This is a genomic window from Neorickettsia risticii str. Illinois (genome assembly GCF_000022525.1).
GTDB lineage: Bacteria > Pseudomonadota > Alphaproteobacteria > Rickettsiales > Anaplasmataceae > Neorickettsia > Neorickettsia risticii.
Map to the genome: position 1 here is coordinate 1 of NC_013009.1, position 21670 is coordinate 21670.

Here is a 21670-nt window from a genome sequence, read left to right on the forward strand (position 1 = left end):
AATATGCGATTAAATGAGAATATCGTTCATTTAAAGTTAAGTGAAGTAGATGTAAATGATTTTCAGCCTCGTAAAGTTTTCGATGAGGCATCTATTGCAGAGTTGGAAGAATCTATAAAAAAAAATGGCTTGATACAGCCGATAATAGTCAGAAAATTTGGTGAAAGATACAAACTAGTTGCTGGTGAAAGACGTCTTAGAGCTATGAGAAACTTGGGAGAGGAAACAATCCCATCTATAGTTAGGGAATTTACAGATAAGAGTTCCCTTGAAGTTGCCATAGTAGAGAATATACAGAGGAAAGATTTAACGCCATTAGAGGAAGCAGAGGCGTACAAAAGACTCATCGACGAATTTAATTACAAACATGTAGAATTGGCAGGTATAGTTGGTAAGAGTCGATCTCATGTTACAAACCATCTCAGGATACTTTCTTTGCCAGAAAGAGTAAAAGAGCTTTTAGAAGAAAATAGAATCTCGCTTGGACATGTTAAATTACTAACAAATGTGAAAGATAGCGAGAAAATAGCGGAAAAGATAGCTCGCCTCTCATTAAGTGTAAGACAAGTTGAAAACCTCTTGAAGGATGCGCGCAAAAAAAATAACCCTCAGGCGAATAAAAAAAGTCATGAATTGTGTATGTTGGAAAAAAAAATCTCAGAGAGGTTAGGGATGAAAGTAACAATAACCGACAGTGAAAAGGAAAACGGAAATGTTAAAATTATCTTTAAAAACTTAGATGAGCTCCAGAATATTTTAGAGAGACTAAGTTAATGAAACACACTTAGGATTGTGATAACATATGAGCCATTGGAAATGTAGTCGGTCTGGATTGAGTTATGTTCTACAATAGAGGACCTCTTTTAAAATTAAAGCACTTCTTTTTCGGGGAAAGCACGAAGAGGGGAACCACATTTGGTTTATACTACTCTTCTTTTAAAAAGATATTCCAGACTGATACTGCAAAGAGGTTTTCAAAAGCTGAAGAGTTTGTCTTATCAACAGAGAGAAATTTCTATTCTAAGGATAGGGTGGTTAAGATTCCCAGTTTGGGTGACATTGATAACAAAACTGCACGCGAATCCAGTAGGGGAAAACTGGAGATTTCAATTAAGGGCAGACCATATACGCTTGAGAAGGTGAAAATTGGTGGCGGTCAGACCGTCGGAGGAAGAACATTATACGAAATAAAGGGGTTAAATAAAGGAATCATAACAACTGCAAGGAGGGATTCAGCGGTTTACTGCCTGTGGTTAGATACAGATAACAAAGTCTCAAGTGAGAAGTATAATATTCCGGGGAATCTTAAAATGCTTTTCAATGGCCCAGTGAAAGCATTTAGTCCTGTTGTTAGGAATCCAAGAGATAAAAGTGTTAACATCCTATGTACTCTTATATCTCTTCCCGTCTATACGATAACTCTGGTCGTAAAGTACTCTGTCTATTTCGTACTGGAGTTAGTTTCCAAAGTATTAGTTAATATAGTAACACGGATCGTTTTGCCGTTATCTTTTTTTGTTTTTTCCTCTCTTTCTTTGACGCTTGGACTAGTTGGACTACCTCTAATGAGTCCGGATAAAAGAAAAGGATACTTAGGGAACTATCGAGCTGTTCTACGTACTTCTCGCGATATGTTTCTCATGGGGACAATGAGTTACATAAAGAGTGTTCTTCTTGAGTCGGATAGCGTAGATAAAAAACTCGAGGGTATGGTGGATTGTTCCCTCGACATGTCGGATTCTGAGAAGAGAAGTTTGGGGTTAAAAAGTGCTGTACTCAGTTCACTTAATGCAGTATCTGTTGGATTTGGTGCTTTTCTGATTGTAATAAGGGGAGTAACTAACATCTGTTGTTCTTTTATTCGGGCATTCTCAAGCTCTTTGGTTGGAGTTTTGACTCTAAACACGGATTACTTTCATGCAAGTTTGTTTCTGATAAAACAGCCCTTCTGTGAGATGCGAGATGATTTTCGTGTTTTAGTTGGTGAGGAGGTAGATCCTGTGTGTTGTACGGATCAGATAATTTCTTTTAGTAGAGATGCATTTACAGTTGCAGTTGAGGAACGTGAAAAAAGCCCTATACCTTCGAGGAGTGGTAGAAGCCTACCTGGAATTTCTACTCTTGGATTAAACCTTAGGTCTGCGGGCTTCTTAGAAGCTGATGCAGGGACACATGCTTTTGTTCCACCCAATTGCAGGACTGTATCTAGAAACCTCTAGTAAAAACTAATCAGTTTATCTTTTAAGCGGCGTTGCTTTCTCTATACGGAAGCCTTATTTTAACAACAGTTCCGCTTCCTTCTTTGCTTTCAATCTCGAATGCTCCGCCCATCAGCTCTACCAGCTTTTTGCTAAGTGGTAACCCTATTCCAGCTCCGTCGTATTTTCTTGACAGCTCCGTATTTGATTGGCCAAATACAGAGAGTGCCTTTGCTATATCTTTTTCTGGTATACCAACACCATTATCTGAAATTTCGATTTCAATCTCTGAAGGTAATCTGATTATGGAAATTTTTATTAAGCCGTCTTCATTCGTGAATTTTATCGAGTTTGAAAGTATATTCAGGATTACTTGTTTTACCCTCTTATGATCGCTTTTGATAAGTATCTTATTTGAAAAGAAACTCTTCACTATCTTTATCTTTTTTCTTTTAGTTGTTGTCATCCTGATACAAGTCTCAGTCAAACGTACTAAATCAAACAATGTTGGTTTTATCTCCAAGTTGTTTAACTCTGATTTTGAAAAATCGAGGATGTCGTTAATCAAATTTAACAGGTGATTCCCTGAATAATAGATATCATTTGCATATTCTCTATGCTCAGTACCAAGCACCTCTGCCGTGCGTATCAGATCTGAGAAACCTATTATTGCGTTTAAAGGTGTTTTTAGTTCGTGACTAACATTCGCTAGAAATTGTGATTTTTGAGAACTTATTTCTTCTATACTTTCTTTAGCTTTTTTTAGTTTTGTGTTTATCGAAAACTGTTCGTTCAAGACCTTAGAGCTTTCCCTGATTTTCATCACGCTCCAGAGAAATAAGGATGAGCAAATGAACAACACGACAAGTGTGAAGCCTATCCATGTAATGCGGAAAGGCCTTATAAGACTCTTTGCATCGTATGTAATTTCAATAACCGACGGTGGATTTTCTTCTGGATTCAAAGCCACTGTGACTATTATATTTCCCTGGTTGTCAGTAGAGGTGGAAGAAATATTGTTCTTTAGGTCATGATTGTACGGATGATGTACATGTTCTAGATATTTGTTGAGACTGAAAACCTTTGTTTCACCTTTATAGAATATTTCGACTTGAATAACATCCAGTGGTTCAAAAAGTAACTTCGCCTCGCTCTCAAAGTACATGAATTGAGGCTTTTCATGCATTCTTGTAGGCTCAAAATTGTACATTTCGAGCATAAAGGAGTATTTTTCCCATATTAGTCTATTAAAAATATTCCTAATGTTTATCGCATTCCTCTCTATGCTGCTTTCGAGAAGGTTTTTTTCTGTCTTCATATACCCAAGGAAAGAAGTCAGTAGTATTGTCACTACAATCAGGATGAACGACTTTATATAGTTAAACATTTTGAGCAGCGATCAAGTTAGCGATTAAAGTATATAACTTTTTGTTTAAATCACAGAGATGTACGATTACGTAGTAGTTGGTGGAGGAATAGAATCCTTTTTGTTCTGTTTTCTGATTTTATATAATACTGGAAAAAGCAACATAGCCTTTGTTACGAAAAGTCCACCTGACATGTCGAAATACTCTTCATTATCGAAGGTGGGGCTCAGACATGTTAGTACGTCCGAATACACAAATCTCCTTTCAAAATTTCATTTAGACGCTTTTTCTAGGAGGGTCCCTTCAGGTGGATGGAATGGAATAGATAGGGCACTGAGAACGCACGAAAAATATTGGCTAAAGAAACGGCTTCTAGAAAGGCGTTTTTTTTATCAAAATTTAGATCACAGGTTAAAAAACTTAGCATTTGAAGGTCCTCTCTTGTGGAAAAAGTTTTTATCCGGCCATCCAGAATTTTCTGCAGATATTGATTTAATCGAAGGCATCTACGCGATTTCCAATCACTGTGAAAAGGGTAAAGGTAGCACACAGCCACTAAGAATAGATGACATAGAGAGGAATTTAATTTGTGGAAGAAATGTATCTTTCGAAAGTGATGGATTTAGCTTTAACTCGCTAAAATTTTGTAAAAAAATAAGGGACTTCCTAACTAAAAATGGAATTAGTTTCTTTTATAATACTGAAATTTCAAAGATAGATTTTGCTAGCAATAAGAAGCTAAAGCATGTGATTTCGTCACGTGGCGAAATTTTCCATGGGAAAAACTACTTTATTGCCATAGGAGCTAACTTTTTTGGTTATAACGACTATTTCAATTTACGAAAATTAACACAGCCAATTGTTGGTTCATGGTATCTCGTACATGATGTGAACTTCAAACATCCATTAAAATATAGCAACTACGTTAGTTCCATACTGACTTTTTGGCAAAACTACACTCCAGTTTCCTGTAATGATTTTATTAAATCTGAGAATCCCAACTTCCAAGATGGGAAAAAAGCTGTAGTTGTAGGTACTGGTTGTATGTGGAAAGGGTCAGTTCATGGTAGGGGTCATTCAAATGTCGAGTTTATCAAAAGAAATGAGAGACTTATAAAGGATTTATTTCCGGGAAAAGAAGTAACCCTACTTGATGGAAACTGCCTGAGAAATTTTTCATATAATTCTTTGCCAATTATTAAGTACGGCAATAGTTTAGAAGGGAAGTATCTTTCCGTATCTGGCTCCGGAACATTTACAACTGCAAACGCAGTGAATTCAGCATCCAAAGCGGTCGAATTTTTTCTTGGCAACAGACAATGCTAGGCTCTGTTCTCCCAGAGTTGCTTTATCTGCTTTTGACAAGAAAACTACTTCCAGCCGTTCTGGTCAGCCATGTACACAGCCGCCGACATGTACGGAAAAATTTTTGAGAGACTTGATGAGTCAACCTTGTAGTCGCCCCAATTCTTTAGAACTTCAGGGATTTCAACAGACGCTACAACGGGATACTCATAGTTTTTACTGACATATAGCTTCTGTGCTTCCTCAGTCACCATATACTCGAGAAACTTTATTGCGTTTTCCTTGTGCTTTGCATTTTTTGCAACCCCAGCACCGCTTATATTTGCAAAGGTACCTCTATTGTCCTGATTCGGGAATATTACGCCCACTCTCTGTGCAACTTTCTTATGCGTCTCTTTGTCTGACGATAAAATCCTAGCTAGGTAGTAACTGTTCACTACAGTCAAGTCTCCTTCTCCAGATGCCACGCCTTTAATCTGATCGGTATCACCTCCATATGGCGGTCTAGCCATATTCCTAACGATACCTTTTATCCATGCCTCAGCTTTTTCCTCACCGTTGGCAAGTATCAGAGATGCTATGAGAGATTGGTTGTATGGAGAATTAGATGATCTGAGCAAAAGCCTATCTTTCCACTTGGAATCGGCTAAATCTTCGTAATTCCTAATGTCAGAGGGATCAACTCTTTCCTTCGAATAAACTATCAATGCCATGCGTCGTGTTAGTCCAAACCAATAGCAGTCTCTTAGATCCGGCGATAAGGCATTTTCTAATATGGCGGAAGATATACATTGGAGGAGTCCTTCAGCCTCTGCTAGAGCTAGATTTACCACATCAGCTGCCAAAAAAACATCCGCTGATGTGTTAACTCCTTCACTCTTCATTCTTGAAATCAACTTCGTTGCATCGTCTGTGATATAGTTCACTTTTATACCGGTACGCTCTGTGAAGGATGTAAAAAGCTCTTTCACCATTTCTTCTTTCCTTGAAGAATAAATGTTAACAACATTTTCTTGCTGGGCGGCTTTATTTTGTGTGGGAGCAGGCTTTTCGTACAGAAAAAATAGCATGCCGATTAAGACTACTGGTACCAAGTAATACAGTTTTTTATACACTGTTGAGCCTCCTCTGATGGCAGAGATTGTGGTGCATGATTGTACATAGTGTTTTTTCCAAAATGCAACAAGCAGCGATTTTATCTTTCCACTTCTTTTGCCTTGATCTGGAAAGGGAACCAAGTAAGACCATCACGTCGCTAGTCGACGACGACTCATCACACATAAGAATCGGCTTTTTAGTTATCTCACTTAATTTTTGAGCAAATTTATCTATAGAATGTAACCATCCGTTGTTCCTAATATGTGAAAATGGTGTGCCGACAATTATCCCTGAAAAATCCGAAACGACTTTCATGATATAAGAGGCATCAGCACCTCTGCCATGGGAGGCGAACTGAAAATAGTTCTGTATATACCTAAGTTCGGGATCACTGACTGCAACACCTATGGTACGTTTTCCAGGATCAATTGATACAATCCCCCCTGTCCCAATAGCACCCAAGAATTTTTGCAGGTCGAAGGTTATCATCTACTTCTTACTGGTATCCGACTAAAAACAACTCAGACCTACCGCGCAGAAAAACCCCACCACGCGGGAGCTCTGATGCACGAAAACACACAAAACTGCTTCCGCAGAGGCTGTTTAGCGTGTATCTATGAGGTCCACCCGGACGTTACAAAAGAGATGCTAACAAAAATATTTAAAAAATCAAGAAGCAAAGCTAACCTCAATAGCGGAACCCAATTGGGCGGTGAGTGTCTATACAATACGTACACAGAACTCTGGAGCGGGAGAGACTACAGCGCATTTGCCCAAAAAGCGTACATAAGAAATGTGATCGCCTCACGTGCAATCAGTATAGTAGCAGTGGCTGCTTCTTCTGTTCCTATACAACTTTTTGAATGTAGTGGGACGGAGAAGAAACGTTGCTTAGTCTCCCATCCGCTCAATGAGCTATTAAACGAGCCTAACCCTAATATGTCAAGAGTAACATTGATAAAAAATGCTGTTACGTACAAGCTGATTAGCGGAAATTTATACTTTCTCAAGATTGGGAGCGGTTTGCCAAAAGAACTGCACCTTCTAAGACCTGATAGGGTCACAGTTATACCAGGAAGTGACTGTTTACCTTTGGGATACAGATATCGAGTTGGAAACTACGAAAGGGAATATTACATGAACAAAATCACGGGGGACTGTGATGTTCTACACATAAAGAATTTTCACCCGTATAACGATTGGTATGGACTATCACCAGTAGAGGCAGCAATGTACAGCATAGATCAACATAATCAGGCTAGTCTTTGGAACCAAGCTATGCTCAAAAATGGTGCTAGGCCCAGCGGAGCGTTTATATCCAAGTCTAAGGAGCCAATGCCAAAAGAACAGTTCAGACGTTTAAGCAGACAACTTGGGGACTGTTCCGGCGCTGAAAATGCGGGAAAAGCTATTCTTATAGAGGGAGGAATAGAATGGAAAGAAATGAGCATCTCTCCAAAGGAAATGGATTTCCTTCAAAGCAAGTACAATTCCGCCAGAGAGATAGCGTTAGCGTTTGGTGTACCACCGCAACTCCTCGGTATACCAGGAGATAATACCTATAGCAACTTAATAGAGGCTAGACTATCTCTATGGGAAGAAACAGTTCTCCCAATACTCGATGAAATAGTGCATAGCTTAAATGTTTGGCTTGCTCCAGTTTTTGGAGATAATTTGGAGTTCGCATACGAAAAAGATAGTATAGACGCATTATCCAAGAAAAGGGAAAAGCTTTGGGATTGTATAGAAAAGGCATCTTTTTTGACAATCAATGAAAAAAGGCAGGTCTTTGGTTATTCGACTATGGAGGGTGAGGACAAAATAGCAGAGCGTAATAAAAATTTTGAATAGAATACCTTTCAAGAACTTGGGGATTTAAGGGGTATTTCACTTTGAATTACCCCAAGGTTAATTTGCTGCTGCTATTTTATTTGCTACCCTTTGCGTGGTTCCAGCATATCTCCGAGAACATAGTCGGGTTTTTTATCTCCATCCAGGTCTATCCCAAGATAAGACGGTGTTCTCAATATGTGTAAGTCAGGAAGTTTATCACCGGTAATGTCAATCCCTATCGTTATGTGCAGCACTTCGAGAAACACTACAAGCAACACAGAGATAAAAATTATCCAAAGAGATTTTTTCTTCAATAAAAGTGCTATCAAACCTGATATGTTCATTTCGCTATCCAAGAATCACGACCTGATTATAGGACAGCCAGCTGGGATTGGGGCAGCAGTATTTTTAGCTAAGGGATTTTAGTAGTTCCTCTTTGTTTTCATGAAGATATAAATATGCCGATGCCATGCTTGCTAGACCAGCTATCCAGATGAAAGATGTCGGGAGAATATCGGGGATCCATTCTTTGTTTAGGAGATAGAGAAGTATAGCAACCATCTGGGATATTGTCTTTAGTTTGCCAAATCTATTTACGGGAAATGACACACTGTCACGGGCGAGGTACTCCCTCAGTCCAGAAATGAACAGCTCTCTGCAAATGATCATGATTGCAGGAATCAGTTGGGCTCCCGTTATGTACTGCATATGTACCAACATAACAATGGCAGTAGAGACAATCATTTTATCGGCTATCGGGTCAAGAAGTTTTCCAAGCTTTGATTGAGCCTTTAGGGTCCTAGCAAGGTACCCGTCAAAAAAGTCTGTCAGACTTGCAATTGAAAAAATTCCTACAGTTATCACCCAAGAGAATCTGGACTGAATGTAAAAACTTAAGCAAAATACTGGAATAATGGCTATCCTTAAAATGGTAAGTAAGTTAGGAAGGTCCTTCATAGGGAAAATGACAATAAAGAGTAGTCCAAAGGTTCCTTAACAGCCACAAACCCTACCACCTAATTGCTAATCTTGAAAGTTTTTTATGAGACCTTGGCGGCAAATTCTATCAATTTCTCAGGGACACCCATACTCATCGCAAGCTTGCTGTATCATATTGCAATGAATATGCCACACGTGCTAGAAGTACCGTGTTCGCGTGCAAAAATAAATGGGCATACTTTGTTTTTTACTTGTACTAGTTGCAATCTTTTCATCCTTTAGGGTTGTTTCGTGTAGGAATGTTGTGCACGCGGTTTTGTACTTAGTCCTTGCCTTTTTTACCTCTTCAGTGCTTTTGCTAGCAGCTGGCTTGGAGGTTCTCTCGTTGATGCTGCTTGTTGTATACGTTGGTGCAATAGCGATCTTGTTCCTGTTTGTCGTCATGATGCTCAATTCAGATGATTTCAAGAAGGGTGTAGAAATGTCCGTAGCAAAGTATGTGGGTCTGCTTTTTATAGCCTTGCTTCCGTTTTTTTTAGTTCTGTCCTCGTATGATGACACACAGCAGGAGCGTACTTATGTAAGTATAAAAGATATAGGTGCTGTGCTTTACACGGATTACGTATATCTTTTTCATCTTTCTGGAGTAGTGCTTTTACTTGCAATGGTGGCAGCAATCAGTATTGCTTTGCCGAGTAAAAGCGATACTAAATGCCAGGTAGTTAGAGAGCAAATTTCTAGGTCTTCTGTCGTAAGACTTTTGAATGTACCTTCAGGAAAAGGTGTAGATTACGACTGACCCCTGCTAAGTCTCAACAGATGCAAATTTGATGTCATACCTTGAGCAGCTTTTTGGTTTTGCGTTTCCTGGCCGTGATTGGTATTTCTAAATCTTCCAATTGGGAAACGCGTGTCCGTCCGTTATTTTGCATTGAGCAAATTTTTCCAGTTTCGCATTACTTAGGTGTCAAATCGTATGAGATTTTGCTAGACTTGTCGTGTTTCCATTATGTAGAATCTCATGAGTCCTAGTTTTGCGCTCTTTTTTGTTTCTACCTGTTTCTTTTCTATTGGACTTTTTGGTGTGCTGACCTCGACCAGGAATATAGTTACAATGCTTTTAGCGGTAGAAATTATGTTACTTGGTGCAATACTTAGCTTCTGTAGTGCTTCTTCCAATGCTGTTGGAGGACAAGTTTTTTCCATCCTGGTGATTACAGTCGCTGCAGCCGAAGCTGCTGTAGCACTTGCGGTGGTTGTTTTGTATTTTAAGAAAGCCGGAAATGTGGATGTAAAAAAGCTTAATAAATTGGGACATTGAGTTCGTCGTTGTTCTTTATTGTGTTGATAAGTTCCGTTGTTTTGGACTTTAGGAAGTCATGTAGTGTAGAAAGAGAGGAACGTGATAAATCATAATATTGATATTTTTTGTTCGGTATCACGTGCTCCTACTTTGGTAGTTAGTCTTTTGGACTCTCTCTTTGAGTTTACTTTGGAGATTCATTATCTATAATAATTGATTGTTCGCCCTGAGAAGTGGTGCATATTCTTATTCTCTTTGGGCAAGTTTCTGTGCGCTTGTCTATGTTCTCTAGATTAAATGTCGAACATTTTGCGTATGTTGGGTTATTCGATAGTTTTCCTGCCCCTGTTGTCATGTTTGTTATGCTATTTTTTTCTCAGGTGTAGGGAATCAGTCTGCTTGCAGCTAGCGAGCTCGTTCTTGATAGGTCTTGCTGCCATTTTTTCTTGGAGTCTATTCTTTACACTTGAAGATGGTGAAGCTTTTTTGCTTCCTCTTTTTGAGTGGATTTCCGTTGGATCGTTGCAAACTCTTTTTAGGGTGAACATAGACAAATTAACGGTGCTGATGTTCGTAGTTGTTAATACCGTTTCGTTTGTCGTGCACTGTTACTCAATTGGGTACATGAAAAAAGATCCTTGCAAGTCCAGGTTTTTCGCGTACCTTTCCCTCTTTACTTTTGCCATGCTTGTCCTTGTTTCCGCAGGTGATTTGCTACAGCTCTTTTTTGGGTGGGAAGGCGTCGGAGTTTGTTCTTACCTTCTTATAGGATTTTGGTTCAGGAGGGAGTCTGCCAATGTTGCTTCTATGAAGGCTTTTCTCGTGAACAGAGTTGGAGATTTTTGTTTCTTAGTAGGAGTTTTTTCAGTATACAAAATTTTCGGAACACTAGAGTTAAAAAAAATCATTTCAGATGTGAGTTTCCACTCAGGTGAAACAATTTTGGGTTTTGATTCTCTTACCTTTATCTGTTTAATGCTCTTTATTGGTTGCATGAGTAAATCCGCTCAGCTGGGCTTGCATACCTGGCTTCCTGATGCAATGGAGGGCCCTACACCCGTATCGGCACTTATCCATGCAGCAACCATGGTTACTGCTGGTGTATTTCTTCTGGCGAGGTTGTCTACACTGTTTGAGTGTACCGAACTGGTAAGGCATATAATTATGTGGGTTGGTGTGTCTACGGCTGCTTTTGGGGCTGTGGTTGCACTCTGTCAGGATGACATAAAGAGAATTATAGCTTACTCAACTTGCAGTCAGCTTGGGTATATGTTTGCTGCATGTGGTGCATCGGCGTATGGGTTAGCCATCTTCCATTTATCCACGCATGCTTTCTTTAAAGCACTACTCTTTTTGTGCGCCGGTAACGTGATTCATTCCGTTGGTGGGGAACAGGATGTGCATAAAATGGGTGCATTGAGAAATAAGATTTTTTCCACTTATTGCATGATGTTTATAGGAAGTCTTGCTTTGTGTGGAATTTTTCCATTTGCTGGGTTCTATTCAAAAGACTTAATAATTTCCTCCCTCTCACATGCGGAGATCCCCTTTATTTTGTTAATACTCACAGCTTTTTGCACTTCTGTATATTCATGTAGACTGCTTATGTTGGTGTTCTTTGGTGAACAGAACTTCAGTCTTAAGAAGTTTCACTCTCCTTCTATGAGCATGGTTTTGCCGCTTGTGCCACTGGTTCTTCTTTCGCTCATTTCTGGTTATCTTGGGATGAAGCTTTTGGTAAACTCATCATTTTGGATGCAAACTGGCTTAGTTTTCCAGCAAGTTATAGAAGTGCATGGGTTGATGCATTTCCTTCCTTTGATTTTTGCTTTAGCTGGTTTCTTCGTTGTTTTTGTTTCGAGAGTTTTTGTTCTTGAGGGTAGAAGAGTTTCCTTGTCCAGGATATTTGTTTGTTTATCGCTCTTTACACTCTTGTCATTTCTTCTGAATTTTTATTTAGGTGTGATGTCATCCATTTTCTCAATCGGACTTGTGTTAGTTAACCGCAGTGGCGTTATTCTAAACCTTTTCGAAAGGGTCCTGAGTTGCGGGTTTTACTTTGACAAAGTGTACAGAGTTTTGTTTGTTAGTCCATTAACGCACTGCAGTAGGTTCTTCTGGAAGGTGATTGACGTTGAGTGTATTAACCTCATGCCTGCATTGCTTGCTGGGGTTTCACAGAAACTTTCATCTGGCGTTCTGGCGTTGCAAACTGGTCTTTTGTACCACACCGTGCTCTTTTTTTTCCTAGGCATATTGTTTTTATTTTGGGTTATATAACCGTCTCCGTGTTCTTTTGTTGTGTAGTCGAATGGACATAGGAGCATACTCTACTTTGCTTTCGCACGTAAATTATAAGAATTTATACTAATTTAGACTACTATTTCGGGTATATTATTAAGATCTATAAAACCCGGAGAAATAAATGAAGCTTAGCAATTCTTGCTCGTTTAATGAGATCAGGGCGTCTGTTTTGGATCAGAACACAGAGCTTTTCAGTGACCTTCTGGATAAGTTGCAGACTGATACCCTATTTAGGATGGTTGATAACAATGGTGATACGATTCTCCACATTGCTTGCAATGCAGGTAATGTTAAAGCAGTGGTCGCTGCTTTGGAAAGCGGTGCAGATCTAAACGCGAGAAATGAAAGTGCTGGAGATACACCTCTACACATTGCAATGAGAAGAGGGAACGTCGTCATAATAATGCACTTGCTTAACAATGGAGCCTCGGTTACAGAGAAAAATTTCTCTGGCAACACAGCTATACACGAGGCAGTCATTTCTAAAGTAGAAAAGAAAATACTGAAAAGGGTCGTAGGAAGTTTTCTATCAAGTAAGGCATTAAGTGAGCATTCTTCTCTACTGAATAAAGCTGGTAAAACGCCAATGGATATTGCAACTGAAATGGACGACTCTGAGATTATCAGTACGCTCATGCCCCTTGAAACTGCACTTACACAAAAAGAGCGTCTTTCGGATTCATATAAATCTCAAATCCGTCCCAATGATGTTTATTTTGGTAACTGAAAGAGTGGTTCCTAGAAAAGATCACTTATCCACAGTAGAGTTTTTTTAGCTCTTCGAGATCTGACTCTTCCTCTATTGTGTGTCTTATTCTTTCCATGAGTTTATTTATAAAGTATATGTTGTGGTAGGTGATCATGTTGAACGCGATGTTCTCTTTGACAGAGAGCAAATAGTTTAGGTACCCGCAAGAATAAGTCTCACAGATTTTGCAATCACAGGATTCATCGATTGGTGAATCGGAGCTTTTGAAGATATTGTTTCTGAGATTTATGTATTCCCTACTATTGTTTCCTGGGTAGGAAGAGTATTTTATTAGAGCTCCTCCATGCCGGGCTATTCTAGTTGGGTGGACACAATCAAAAGTGTCCACTCCCATACTAACACCCATAAAAATATCAGAGAGGCCACCTACTCCAAGTAGGTGAACCGGCCTTTCTCTGTTTAGGTTTGTTATAGACATCTCCACGACCTCTTTCATTTCTTCTTTAGTTCTTCCAAGAGAGCCACCTATTGCATTTCCAAAGAATTCCCTACTGTTGTTGAACTCGACGCTTTCCTTTCTTAAATCTTCAAAGGTTCCTCCATGTATAATTCCGTAGACCCCTTGCCATGCTTTTCGATTTTTTTCTGCGTACAAAAGACTCCTGTCTGCCCATCTTTCATTTCTTTCTAGGGCCTCCTTATTGTATTCTCTGTCCAACGAGAATTTAGTACACTCATCTAGCACAACAATGAGGTCTGCTCCGAGTTTTATTTGAACATCCATCGATTTTTCAGGGGATAGGAAAAACTTTGCTCCATCGTAGTAAGATTTGCAGGTTATTCCTTCTTCCGATATTGCTACAATGCCGGAACTGTTGAATGTTCTAGAGTATTTTCTTTTCAGTTCTTGTACATTTGTCTCATCTTTTGTGTTTAGGCTGAAGGCTTGAAAACCTCCAGAATCGGTTAACATTGGTCCATTCCACCCTATGAACTTCTGTATTCCACCAGCTTTTTCTATATGCTCTCCTCCGGGTTTAAGCATCAAGTGGTAGGTATTTGACAGTATTACTTGGGATCCAGCTTCTTTGACTTGGTGTATTTCCAAGCCTTTTATTGCTGCTCGGGTTGCGCAAAATATGAAAGCTGGTGTGTGTATCACTCCATGCTTAGTTATTATTCTACCTGTCCTCGAGCGGTTTTTTCCATTTTTTAGGTAATTGAATCGAGGGAAAACTTCCGATTCGTGCATTTTGTCTTGAGTACTCACTATTTGCAGAGTTTTATTATAGCTTCACGAGCGTTTTCCACCAAAAAGTGGAAAGACTAAGCATCCAAGATCTTTTTGAACGCAAGGACTACGTACTAGCAAAGTTTTGTTTTAAGTATCAACCGCTGGTGTCTTATTGCGACTTCATAGATACCTTTTCCAAAAGCGGAAAGATTGAGTGTTCGGTACCTTTTGTATACAGACACTATTAGGTATTAGGAAGATTTTATTATTTTGATAATTTTCAAAAGGGCTGTTTCCAATAAAGTTCTTGCTCGCCTCTACCAGTGTTAGGCGAAGCTCGTGAATTACGACAAGACTATGTTCAATGAACAACTCTCTTCCAGTGAAAAAACCTCCTCATACAGTATACTTGTAATAGAGTAGATGCTTGATCTACAGGTTTAGCAACTCAGAAGTAGTTCTAATGCTTTAACGAAAGCCAACCTTGCCGACGTTTTTGTAGTAGGGATGTGACGAATCTAATACTTCAACCGCCAGAAACCGACCACATCAAACGTAATGAAACTTGTGCAATCCAAATAGTTACCACTCTACATGCCGGAAATGTCCGGGTCCGCTATATCGAGAGCTGAAAGATCGCCGTTGCTATATTTTTTTATGGGACTGTGCGCACCTTCAACTCAGGAAACTCATGCAGCCCCCACAGTAAGTAGCGGAAGCACTGCGTCTAGGACGCATCCTGCAGGATACAGATAAAGCGTCATCACACACTAAATGCAAGTAGACACACGCAGCGCACGTAATAGCGAAAGCAAAAACGTCGCTGCGCTGTACACTTGTTTTATGAAGTGTGGATAAGCGAGTCACACTCTCTGATCACTTACTGTCCTCGTCTTTTACCTCTTCATATTCAGGATCTACGACTCTTTCTCCTTCTTCTGTGCTGTCATTTTTAGGCGAGGAGTCGTTGGATGCACTCTGTGATTCCTTATACATTGCCTCACCCAGTTTCATGGAAACCTTCGAGAGAGCATCGGTTTTTTCCTTAATCAAGGAAGCATCATCTTTTGCTAGAACACTCTTAAGGTCACTAATTGCATCATCTATGCTTTGTTTATCCGATGAACTAATCTTACTACCGTATTCAGAAAGTGACTTCTCGGTAGAGTGAATCAAGCTTTCCGCGCTATTTTTCGCTTCAACTAGCTCCCTTCTCTTTTTGTCTTCATCGGCTTTCGAAGCAGCCTCATCTACCATTTTCTTAATTTCTTCTTCTGTTAGACCACCGGAAGCCTGGATTTTCACTGTTTGTTCTTTTCCAGTGCCCTTATCCTTTGCCGATACATGCACTATTCCATTTGCATCGATGTCGAATGTTACTTCGATCTGTGGCATTCCGCGCGGTGCAGGTGGAATACCTTCCAAGCTAAATTGTCCCAAAAGCTTGTTATCACTAGCCATCTGCCTTTCCCCTTGGAAGACTCTGATTGTCACGGCAGACTGATTGTCCTCTGCAGTGGAAAATGTTTGTGATCTCTTAGTTGGAATTGTGGTGTTGCGGTCTATGAGCTTCGTGAAAACACCTCCCAATGTTTCTATGCCCAGGGAAAGTGGTGTGACGTCCAACAATACTATGTCTTGTGCATCACTTCCACCAGCTAATATATTTGCTTGTATCGCAGCACCGATGGCTACAACTTCATCCGGGTTTACACCTTTATGTGGCTCCTTACCAAAGAATTCAGTTACTTTTTTGACCACAGCTGGCATTCTTGTCATCCCACCTACAAGAACAACTTCATTGATCTCCTCTCTTTTGAGCCCCGAATCCTTCAGAGCCTTTTTGCAAGGTTCTATTGTTCTATCGATAAGATCAGAAACAAGCGATTCAAGTTTTGCTCTTGTGAACTTCACATTTAGGTGTTTAGGACCTGCAGCATCAGCAGTAATATATGGAAGATTAATATCTGTTTCCTGGGTACTGGATAGCTCTTTTTTTGCTTTTTCTGCTGCTTCCTTGAGTCTCTGCAGAGCGAGTGGATCATTCTTAAGATCCATGCCATTTTCTTTCTTAAATTCTTCAACTAGGAAGTTGAGTATCATCCTGTCGAAATCCTCACCTCCCAGATGGGTATCACCGTTTGTTGCTTTTACCTCAAAGACTCCATCACCAAGCTCTAGAATTGAAACATCGAAAGTTCCACCACCTAAGTCAAAAACAGCTATATTCTTTGTTGTGGCAGTTTTATCCAAACCGTAAGCTAGTGCTGCGGCTGTAGGTTCGTTTATGATCCTGAGGACTTCTAGCCCAGCTATTCTTCCTGCATCTTTTGTTGCTTGACGTTGTGCATCGTCAAAATAGGCTGGCACGGTAATCACAGCTTTCGTGACTTTTTTGCCGGTATAAGTCTCAGCTGCTTCTTTTAGTTTGATCAGCACATTTGCACCTACCTGACTCGGAGAATAGGATTTACCTCCTGCTTCTATCCACGCATCACCGTTTTTTGCCTCTACAATCTTGTACGGGTAGTCCTTTTGTATTCCCTTGATAACGTTGTCCTTAAAGCGTCTTCCTATAAGTCGCTTGGAAGCAACGATTGTATTCTTAGCATTTGTAACAGCCTGTCTCTGTGCCGGAGCACCAACAAGAGTCTGACCATCTGATGTAAATGCAACTACCGAAGGTGTAGTTCTTGCCCCTTCAGCATTTTCTATAACTTTGTCCTTGATAGCTACACATGAATTTGTAGTTCCTAAATCTATACCTATTGCTATTTCGCCTGCCATAAAAGTGTCTTATTATTTTTTCCCACGGAACTATATGTAATTGTGAAGTCCCTGAATTACAAGATAAGGCATCACCAATGTTTTTAAGGTTCTGTTTGTTGAAGCTTCGAAAGGGCTTTCTCAGTAACTGTATTTCCCGTTTGGGACCGTTTTTCATTTTCTATTCGTGTATTAAATATTTCTAACGGGTAGTTTGTTGGGTCTTTATGCGCTACAAGGCAACAGTTGAATATGTTGGTACTGGTTTCTCTGGTTGGCAGAAACAAATGTCCGCTCCATCTGTGCAGGAAGAGTTGGAATCAGTCCTTAGTTTTTTGTTAAAGGAGAAAATAGCAGTTAATGTTGCTGGCAGAACAGATGCAGGGGTACACGCTCTTGGACAGGTCTTTCATTTTGATGCACGCGAATCTACTTTGCAGCCTTTTCAAATAGTAAATGCGGTAAATTACCATTTGAAGGAGAAGTTAATAGTTCTGCTGAAGATAGAGATTGTCGATGAAACCTTTGATGCCAGATTTTCCGCTATTAGGAGACACTATCAATACAGAATCATAAACAGGAAGATGCCACCAGCAGTATTTCGAAACCGCTGTTGGCATGTGCCATGGAAATTGAATCTGGATTTTATGAGAGAACAAGCCCAGCATCTTGTTGGGAGACACGATTTTCAAAGTTTTCGTTCGTCTAAATGTGGTGCTTCTAATGCTATTAGGACTCTAGATAGGTTGGAAGTTGAAAAAAATGGAGAAGAAATCATTTTTCATGCCTCTGCTAAATCGTTTTTGCATCATCAGGTGCGGATAATGGTTGGTACTTTGGTTGCCATTGCATCTGGAAAACTCGTGAGTGCTACAGAGATTCTCTCTAAGAGAAATCGTTGTTATGCTGGTCCGACTGCACCTTCATGTGGTTTATATCTCTTGAAAGTGGATTATTAAAGCAAATGCAATCCATGTTCGTATAAGTATATGTGGGTATAGATATAAATGGACTTCTTTAACCTTTTATGTTAGGATAAAAAGGAAGTTTATTTTTGGTATACTGGATACTTTGGTGTGCTTGTGAAACAGAAATGGCTGCTCGTTTAGGGAAGGTTGTCACGTCCACACATACTAGTTTAGCTATTCTTGATGCCTTTGTTAAGCAAGCTTTGGCCTTTTCGTGCGATTAAGGCCTGTGAGTTGATTGTGGTGGCTCATTATGTGGTTGTAGCTACAGATGTTGGTTCCCTTTGCGGCGTTTTCTTGCAAGGTAGTTTGTCTGGAATTGGATCTTGGAGTACTTGGCGCTAATGGAGGGGTGCCTAATAGAGCCGCTGGAAGAATTGTATTCATGAATGGGTGTGTGTAGAGTATCTGTTTTCCTACTTATCATGATAGGTGTAATCCCTTTTTAGATTGCTCCAAAGGTTGGAGGTACCGCTTATGACAGTCCGTGGTCTACTCATGAGAACTCATATTAAATATTTATCATTTATCAATGAGTGTAAAGGTTTTAATGGTTGGTTCGAGAGTAAGAAAACCGGATTGGTGTGTAGGCCTGCTGGTTGCAGTGATCCAAGCTGGTGTGATTCCGCGGTGTTGTAGCGGCCCTTTACCTTCATTTGTGGTTATGGTTTTTGTAAGTGGTGTCTTCTCTCATTTTGGTGGAGGGCCATTCTCTTTTATTGGTGGTGCTTTTGAGGGGCTCTTGCTGCTTATGTTGCTGGTGGGATTAGTAAGGAAAAAATAGTTTGGGCGTGTTCCCCGCGTGCGTGAAGGGTTATGTGGTCGTACGTAAGTACTAGTTGGTTCCTATTCTACCGCTTTCTTCGGGAATCAAGCGAAAAGATGCTTTTGCGGGAGGGAAATGATGTATACAGAGATATGTAAAGCAATCGAATGTGGGGATGTTGCTACTTTGAAGCTTCTCATTCAAGCAGCCGAAGTTGAAGGAGCGAGCGATACTGCAACAACAGAAGGTGAATCTCTCTGGTCCGCGGTTGATTCTGAAGGACGTAGTATTCTGCAACTTGCTGTAGAAGCTCGAAATGCAGAGGTGCTTAAATGCGTGACGGAGGGGCTATCCGGTAACTGCTTAGTGGCTTTGTGTGCTAAGAAGACAAATGCGGACTGTTCTCCTTTTCCCGAAAGCACCCCACTACACACTGCAATTGCACTTGGGGACCTGAAAATCCTGGGGTTGCTACTAGACAAAATATCAAATGCGCGTGGACAAGATGGTGAAGTACCATCTAGTAGTATAGCTGCGTGGCATACGGTTAATGCAAATGATCGTACACCTTTAGCCGCCGCATTGGCCTCCGGCAATATAGAGGTGGTGAGACTAGTCCTTAGAGCAATGAAAACTCTGGAGCGAAATATATGGAGATCGGATGGAACCCCTATTCCACTGATTTCCGGTATTGTTGGAATTGATGACATCAGAGTTAGGGGTGATAACGCGCTTAATATAGCTGTATCCACAGGTAATCCTGCGATAGTTAAGGCGCTGGTCGATGTTCTGACTCCTGAGGAGCTAGTACGTCTACTAACAAGGTGTAATTTAGTCGGTGACACTGCTCTTGACCAGGCCGCGCGGGAAGGAAATGCGGAGATTGTTAGGATTCTGCTCAAAAAGTTAGGTGCACTGTATAAAACGTGGATTCATACACCTTTCCAGGTTGTTGTAGAGTCCTGTGCGGAGAGTAAAGACGAGGAGACTAGAGAGAAAGTTCCAGATCACTTTTCAATGCGTCTTTTAGGGAACGCAATTTCGAGTGGTAACGCACAGGTTGTGAAGGAACTTTTAGGACCCCTGCCTGCCGAAGACCGGTATATGTGGCTGAGTCGTACCAGTTGGGGTTATTCTCTGGCTCCATTACATCTGGCATTCTCCTTGGGGGCACACGAATGCGTAGGAGTAATGCTTGACTCGCTTGTTTTTGGTCCTGATGGAAGTGTGGACTATGTGTCAAGAATGCTTGCTCAACGTTCTGATGGGCTTACACCGCTGCATTGCGCTATTGAGGCTAGGTCAGTTGAGGCAATACAAAGGTACGATGTACCAAGGGAGGTCCTGTTCAAGCTACTTACGAGTGGAGCTTCGGACTGTTCTCCTGATGGATCCGTTTTTGTGCCTGATGGTATGAATCCACTTCAAGCTATGCTTGCTGGTCCTGGTGGTGATGGGAGTCCTGTTCCTGGGGCAGTCGGTGTAATGAGAGCTATGCTGGATCTTTTAGAAGGGGATCCAGCTTTAGTTCAGTGTGCGCTTTCTTCAATGGATGGTGCAGGGCGCAGTACTCTGTACACTCTTGCAAGTCTTGTAGGCTCAAGGGGTGTTTCTGCCTCTGACTTTGTGTCCATGATCGACTATCTTGAAAGCAGAGTAAACCTCAGGACTTTACTCGAGCAAAAAAACATGGCGGAGGGTGTCTCCGTACTTGATGTTACTCGCGGTATGGAATACGACTTGTACAGTTGGAGTTTTAGTTTGAACGATTGTGTTTCCCGAGCGTTAAATAAACAAGAAGGAATTTCAAAGTGCCGGGCTTCTAGGTTAATGGCAACGGGTGGTGCTGTAGTATTGGCCAGTTTTTTCTTCTTCTGCGTGTCAGGGTTTGCTGCAGTATGTAGTGCTCTCTATGCTGTGTGTTCTGCAGGAATTAAGGAGAGAAGAGATGGATTGATTATATTTGGAATAGCATGTTTTGTATTTGCTTTCTTTACGGTTATACTTTTCCTCACTTTTTCTCATATAGCTCCTGGTATACAAGACGCAGCCAATCGGTATGCTGTGATAGCAGGTGATCCTGGAGTGGGAATCCCTGAACCAGCTTTCAACGTTGGGGTATCATTAGATGCAAATCGAGAAGTTCGATTCAGACCTGAAAATATCGAGAAGACAGAAGCAAGAAGGTTCCATCTTAGAAGAGAAAGAGATCCGCTTAGGGTCTTTTCTTCATCTCCTTCTGCTTCCTCTACTCCGAGTGCACTCTCTGTTGATTTGACCAGCGGTTTGCACACCTTCCAGTCACGTAGGCTGAGCCGTAGCTGTTCTTATCCTGGATCTGTCAGTGAAAAACCGTCTGTGGTACCTACGCCTGAGGACCTTCCTGGTACGAGTGTGCAAGCTTCGGCAACAGAGACGCTACCCGGTGAACAAGATAAAGGTCTTGGTGAGTAATCGATTTCTACCTCTAAGGGGGAGTTTTATGGAGACGCATTGCATAACCTTTGTAAATAAGTTTCTGTGAGATGAGTTTCTTCCGACTGCTGCCGCAAGCATTAAGACAGGTCTTGTTCGTGAAGAATGTGTCTGCGCTGCAGTCAAGGTACCGTTCCAGAACATACAATATCCTACTCTAGAGGTTTATTTCCTAGGGAGCTGCGTTTCTTAAGTGAGTAGGTTCATGAGACTGATCCTGGGTTTCACAGAGCTTTATTTGAACATGCTTAGTACTGTCACAAGAGTGTAATACCGCGATGGTTCATCCGAGGCTATCTTGAGTACAGGAAACACCGCGCCGGGAACTTTACCTGAAGGACGCATTAATTGTAAGAAAGTGTGGTACCGAAAAAAATCCCTTACCTATGAATGTCTTAAAGGTAT

The 21670-nt window shown here is 40.7% G+C and carries 18 protein-coding genes; 11 read left to right on the top strand and 7 right to left on the bottom strand.

Annotated features, from left to right (window positions below):
* Positions 1 to 3: 3 nt before the first annotated feature.
* Together NRI_RS00005 and NRI_RS00010 are read left to right on the top strand one after the other, a co-directional pair.
* Positions 4 to 774 (top strand): ParB/RepB/Spo0J family partition protein, encoded by a 771-nt coding sequence (locus tag NRI_RS00005; RefSeq protein WP_012779397.1) that lies wholly within the window; start codon positions 4 to 6, stop codon positions 772 to 774.
* Between the two features lie 65 nt (positions 775 to 839).
* Entirely contained in the window at positions 840 to 2219 is a 1380-nt protein-coding gene (locus tag NRI_RS00010; RefSeq protein ID WP_012779398.1) for a hypothetical protein, read from the top strand.
* Positions 2220 to 2241: 22 nt separating this feature from the next.
* Here the strand turns inward: NRI_RS00010 and NRI_RS00015 are convergent, their stop codons facing one another.
* Positions 2242 to 3585: a sensor histidine kinase gene (locus NRI_RS00015; protein WP_012779399.1), complete on the bottom strand. Its 1344-nt coding sequence runs from the start codon at positions 3583 to 3585 to the stop codon at positions 2242 to 2244.
* A gap of 58 nt (positions 3586 to 3643) precedes the next feature.
* Here NRI_RS00015 and NRI_RS00020 point away from each other — a divergent pair, with 58 nt between their 5' ends.
* Positions 3644 to 4891, top strand: coding sequence for a hypothetical protein (locus NRI_RS00020; protein ID WP_012779400.1), 1248 nt, complete (start codon positions 3644 to 3646; stop codon positions 4889 to 4891).
* A gap of 44 nt (positions 4892 to 4935) precedes the next feature.
* On the opposite strand, the gene NRI_RS00025 is transcribed toward NRI_RS00020, so the two are convergent.
* Together NRI_RS00025 and NRI_RS00030 are read right to left on the bottom strand one after the other, a co-directional pair.
* Positions 4936 to 5940 carry a Fe(3+) ABC transporter substrate-binding protein gene (locus tag NRI_RS00025; protein ID WP_012779401.1) on the bottom strand — a complete coding sequence of 335 codons (1005 nt, stop codon included), beginning with the start codon at positions 5938 to 5940 and terminating at the stop codon, positions 4936 to 4938.
* Positions 5941 to 5977: 37 nt separating this feature from the next.
* Entirely contained in the window at positions 5978 to 6457 is a 480-nt protein-coding gene (locus tag NRI_RS00030; protein WP_012779402.1) for a RuvX/YqgF family protein, read from the bottom strand.
* A gap of 156 nt (positions 6458 to 6613) precedes the next feature.
* Between NRI_RS00030 and NRI_RS00035 the strand changes: the two genes are divergently transcribed.
* Positions 6614 to 7819: a phage portal protein gene (locus NRI_RS00035; protein ID WP_041351314.1), complete on the top strand. Its 1206-nt coding sequence runs from the start codon at positions 6614 to 6616 to the stop codon at positions 7817 to 7819.
* Between the two features lie 83 nt (positions 7820 to 7902).
* On the opposite strand, the gene NRI_RS00040 is transcribed toward NRI_RS00035, so the two are convergent.
* Positions 7903 to 8145 carry a hypothetical protein gene (locus NRI_RS00040; protein WP_238523001.1) on the bottom strand — a complete coding sequence of 81 codons (243 nt, stop codon included), beginning with the start codon at positions 8143 to 8145 and terminating at the stop codon, positions 7903 to 7905.
* Between the two features lie 64 nt (positions 8146 to 8209).
* On the bottom strand, positions 8210 to 8758 hold the full coding sequence (gene pgsA / locus NRI_RS00045) for a CDP-diacylglycerol--glycerol-3-phosphate 3-phosphatidyltransferase (protein ID WP_012779405.1): 549 nt from the start codon (positions 8756 to 8758) through the stop codon (positions 8210 to 8212).
* A gap of 211 nt (positions 8759 to 8969) precedes the next feature.
* Here pgsA and NRI_RS00050 point away from each other — a divergent pair, with 211 nt between their 5' ends.
* The 4 genes from NRI_RS00050 (at position 8970) to NRI_RS00065 (ending at position 13074) form a co-directional block, all read left to right on the top strand.
* The gene (locus tag NRI_RS00050) at positions 8970 to 9539 is read left to right on the top strand and encodes an NADH-quinone oxidoreductase subunit J (protein WP_012779406.1); all 570 of its coding nucleotides are present in this window, start codon (positions 8970 to 8972) and stop codon (positions 9537 to 9539) included.
* 222 nt (positions 9540 to 9761) lie between these two features.
* Positions 9762 to 10061 (top strand): NADH-quinone oxidoreductase subunit NuoK, encoded by a 300-nt coding sequence (gene nuoK, locus NRI_RS00055; RefSeq protein WP_012779407.1) that lies wholly within the window; start codon positions 9762 to 9764, stop codon positions 10059 to 10061.
* Positions 10062 to 10340: 279 nt separating this feature from the next.
* Positions 10341 to 12323, top strand: coding sequence for an NADH-quinone oxidoreductase subunit L (gene nuoL, locus NRI_RS00060; protein ID WP_041351316.1), 1983 nt, complete (start codon positions 10341 to 10343; stop codon positions 12321 to 12323).
* Positions 12324 to 12468: 145 nt separating this feature from the next.
* Positions 12469 to 13074, top strand: coding sequence for an ankyrin repeat domain-containing protein (locus tag NRI_RS00065; RefSeq protein ID WP_012779410.1), 606 nt, complete (start codon positions 12469 to 12471; stop codon positions 13072 to 13074).
* 25 nt (positions 13075 to 13099) lie between these two features.
* On the opposite strand, the gene tgt is transcribed toward NRI_RS00065, so the two are convergent.
* Together tgt and dnaK are read right to left on the bottom strand one after the other, a co-directional pair.
* Positions 13100 to 14308, bottom strand: coding sequence for a tRNA guanosine(34) transglycosylase Tgt (tgt, locus tag NRI_RS00070; RefSeq protein WP_041351318.1), 1209 nt, complete (start codon positions 14306 to 14308; stop codon positions 13100 to 13102).
* Positions 14309 to 15166: 858 nt separating this feature from the next.
* Positions 15167 to 17077: a molecular chaperone DnaK gene (dnaK, locus tag NRI_RS00075; RefSeq protein ID WP_012779413.1), complete on the bottom strand. Its 1911-nt coding sequence runs from the start codon at positions 17075 to 17077 to the stop codon at positions 15167 to 15169.
* Positions 17078 to 17283: 206 nt separating this feature from the next.
* On the opposite strand from dnaK, the gene truA reads away from it, so the two are divergent.
* From truA to NRI_RS00090, 3 genes are all read left to right on the top strand, one after another.
* On the top strand, positions 17284 to 18015 hold the full coding sequence (gene truA, locus NRI_RS00080; protein ID WP_012779414.1) for a tRNA pseudouridine(38-40) synthase TruA: 732 nt from the start codon (positions 17284 to 17286) through the stop codon (positions 18013 to 18015).
* 541 nt (positions 18016 to 18556) lie between these two features.
* Positions 18557 to 18808, top strand: coding sequence for a hypothetical protein (locus NRI_RS00085; RefSeq protein WP_041351320.1), 252 nt, complete (start codon positions 18557 to 18559; stop codon positions 18806 to 18808).
* 117 nt (positions 18809 to 18925) lie between these two features.
* Positions 18926 to 21244 carry an ankyrin repeat domain-containing protein gene (locus tag NRI_RS00090; RefSeq protein ID WP_238523002.1) on the top strand — a complete coding sequence of 773 codons (2319 nt, stop codon included), beginning with the start codon at positions 18926 to 18928 and terminating at the stop codon, positions 21242 to 21244.
* Positions 21245 to 21670 lie beyond the last annotated feature (426 nt).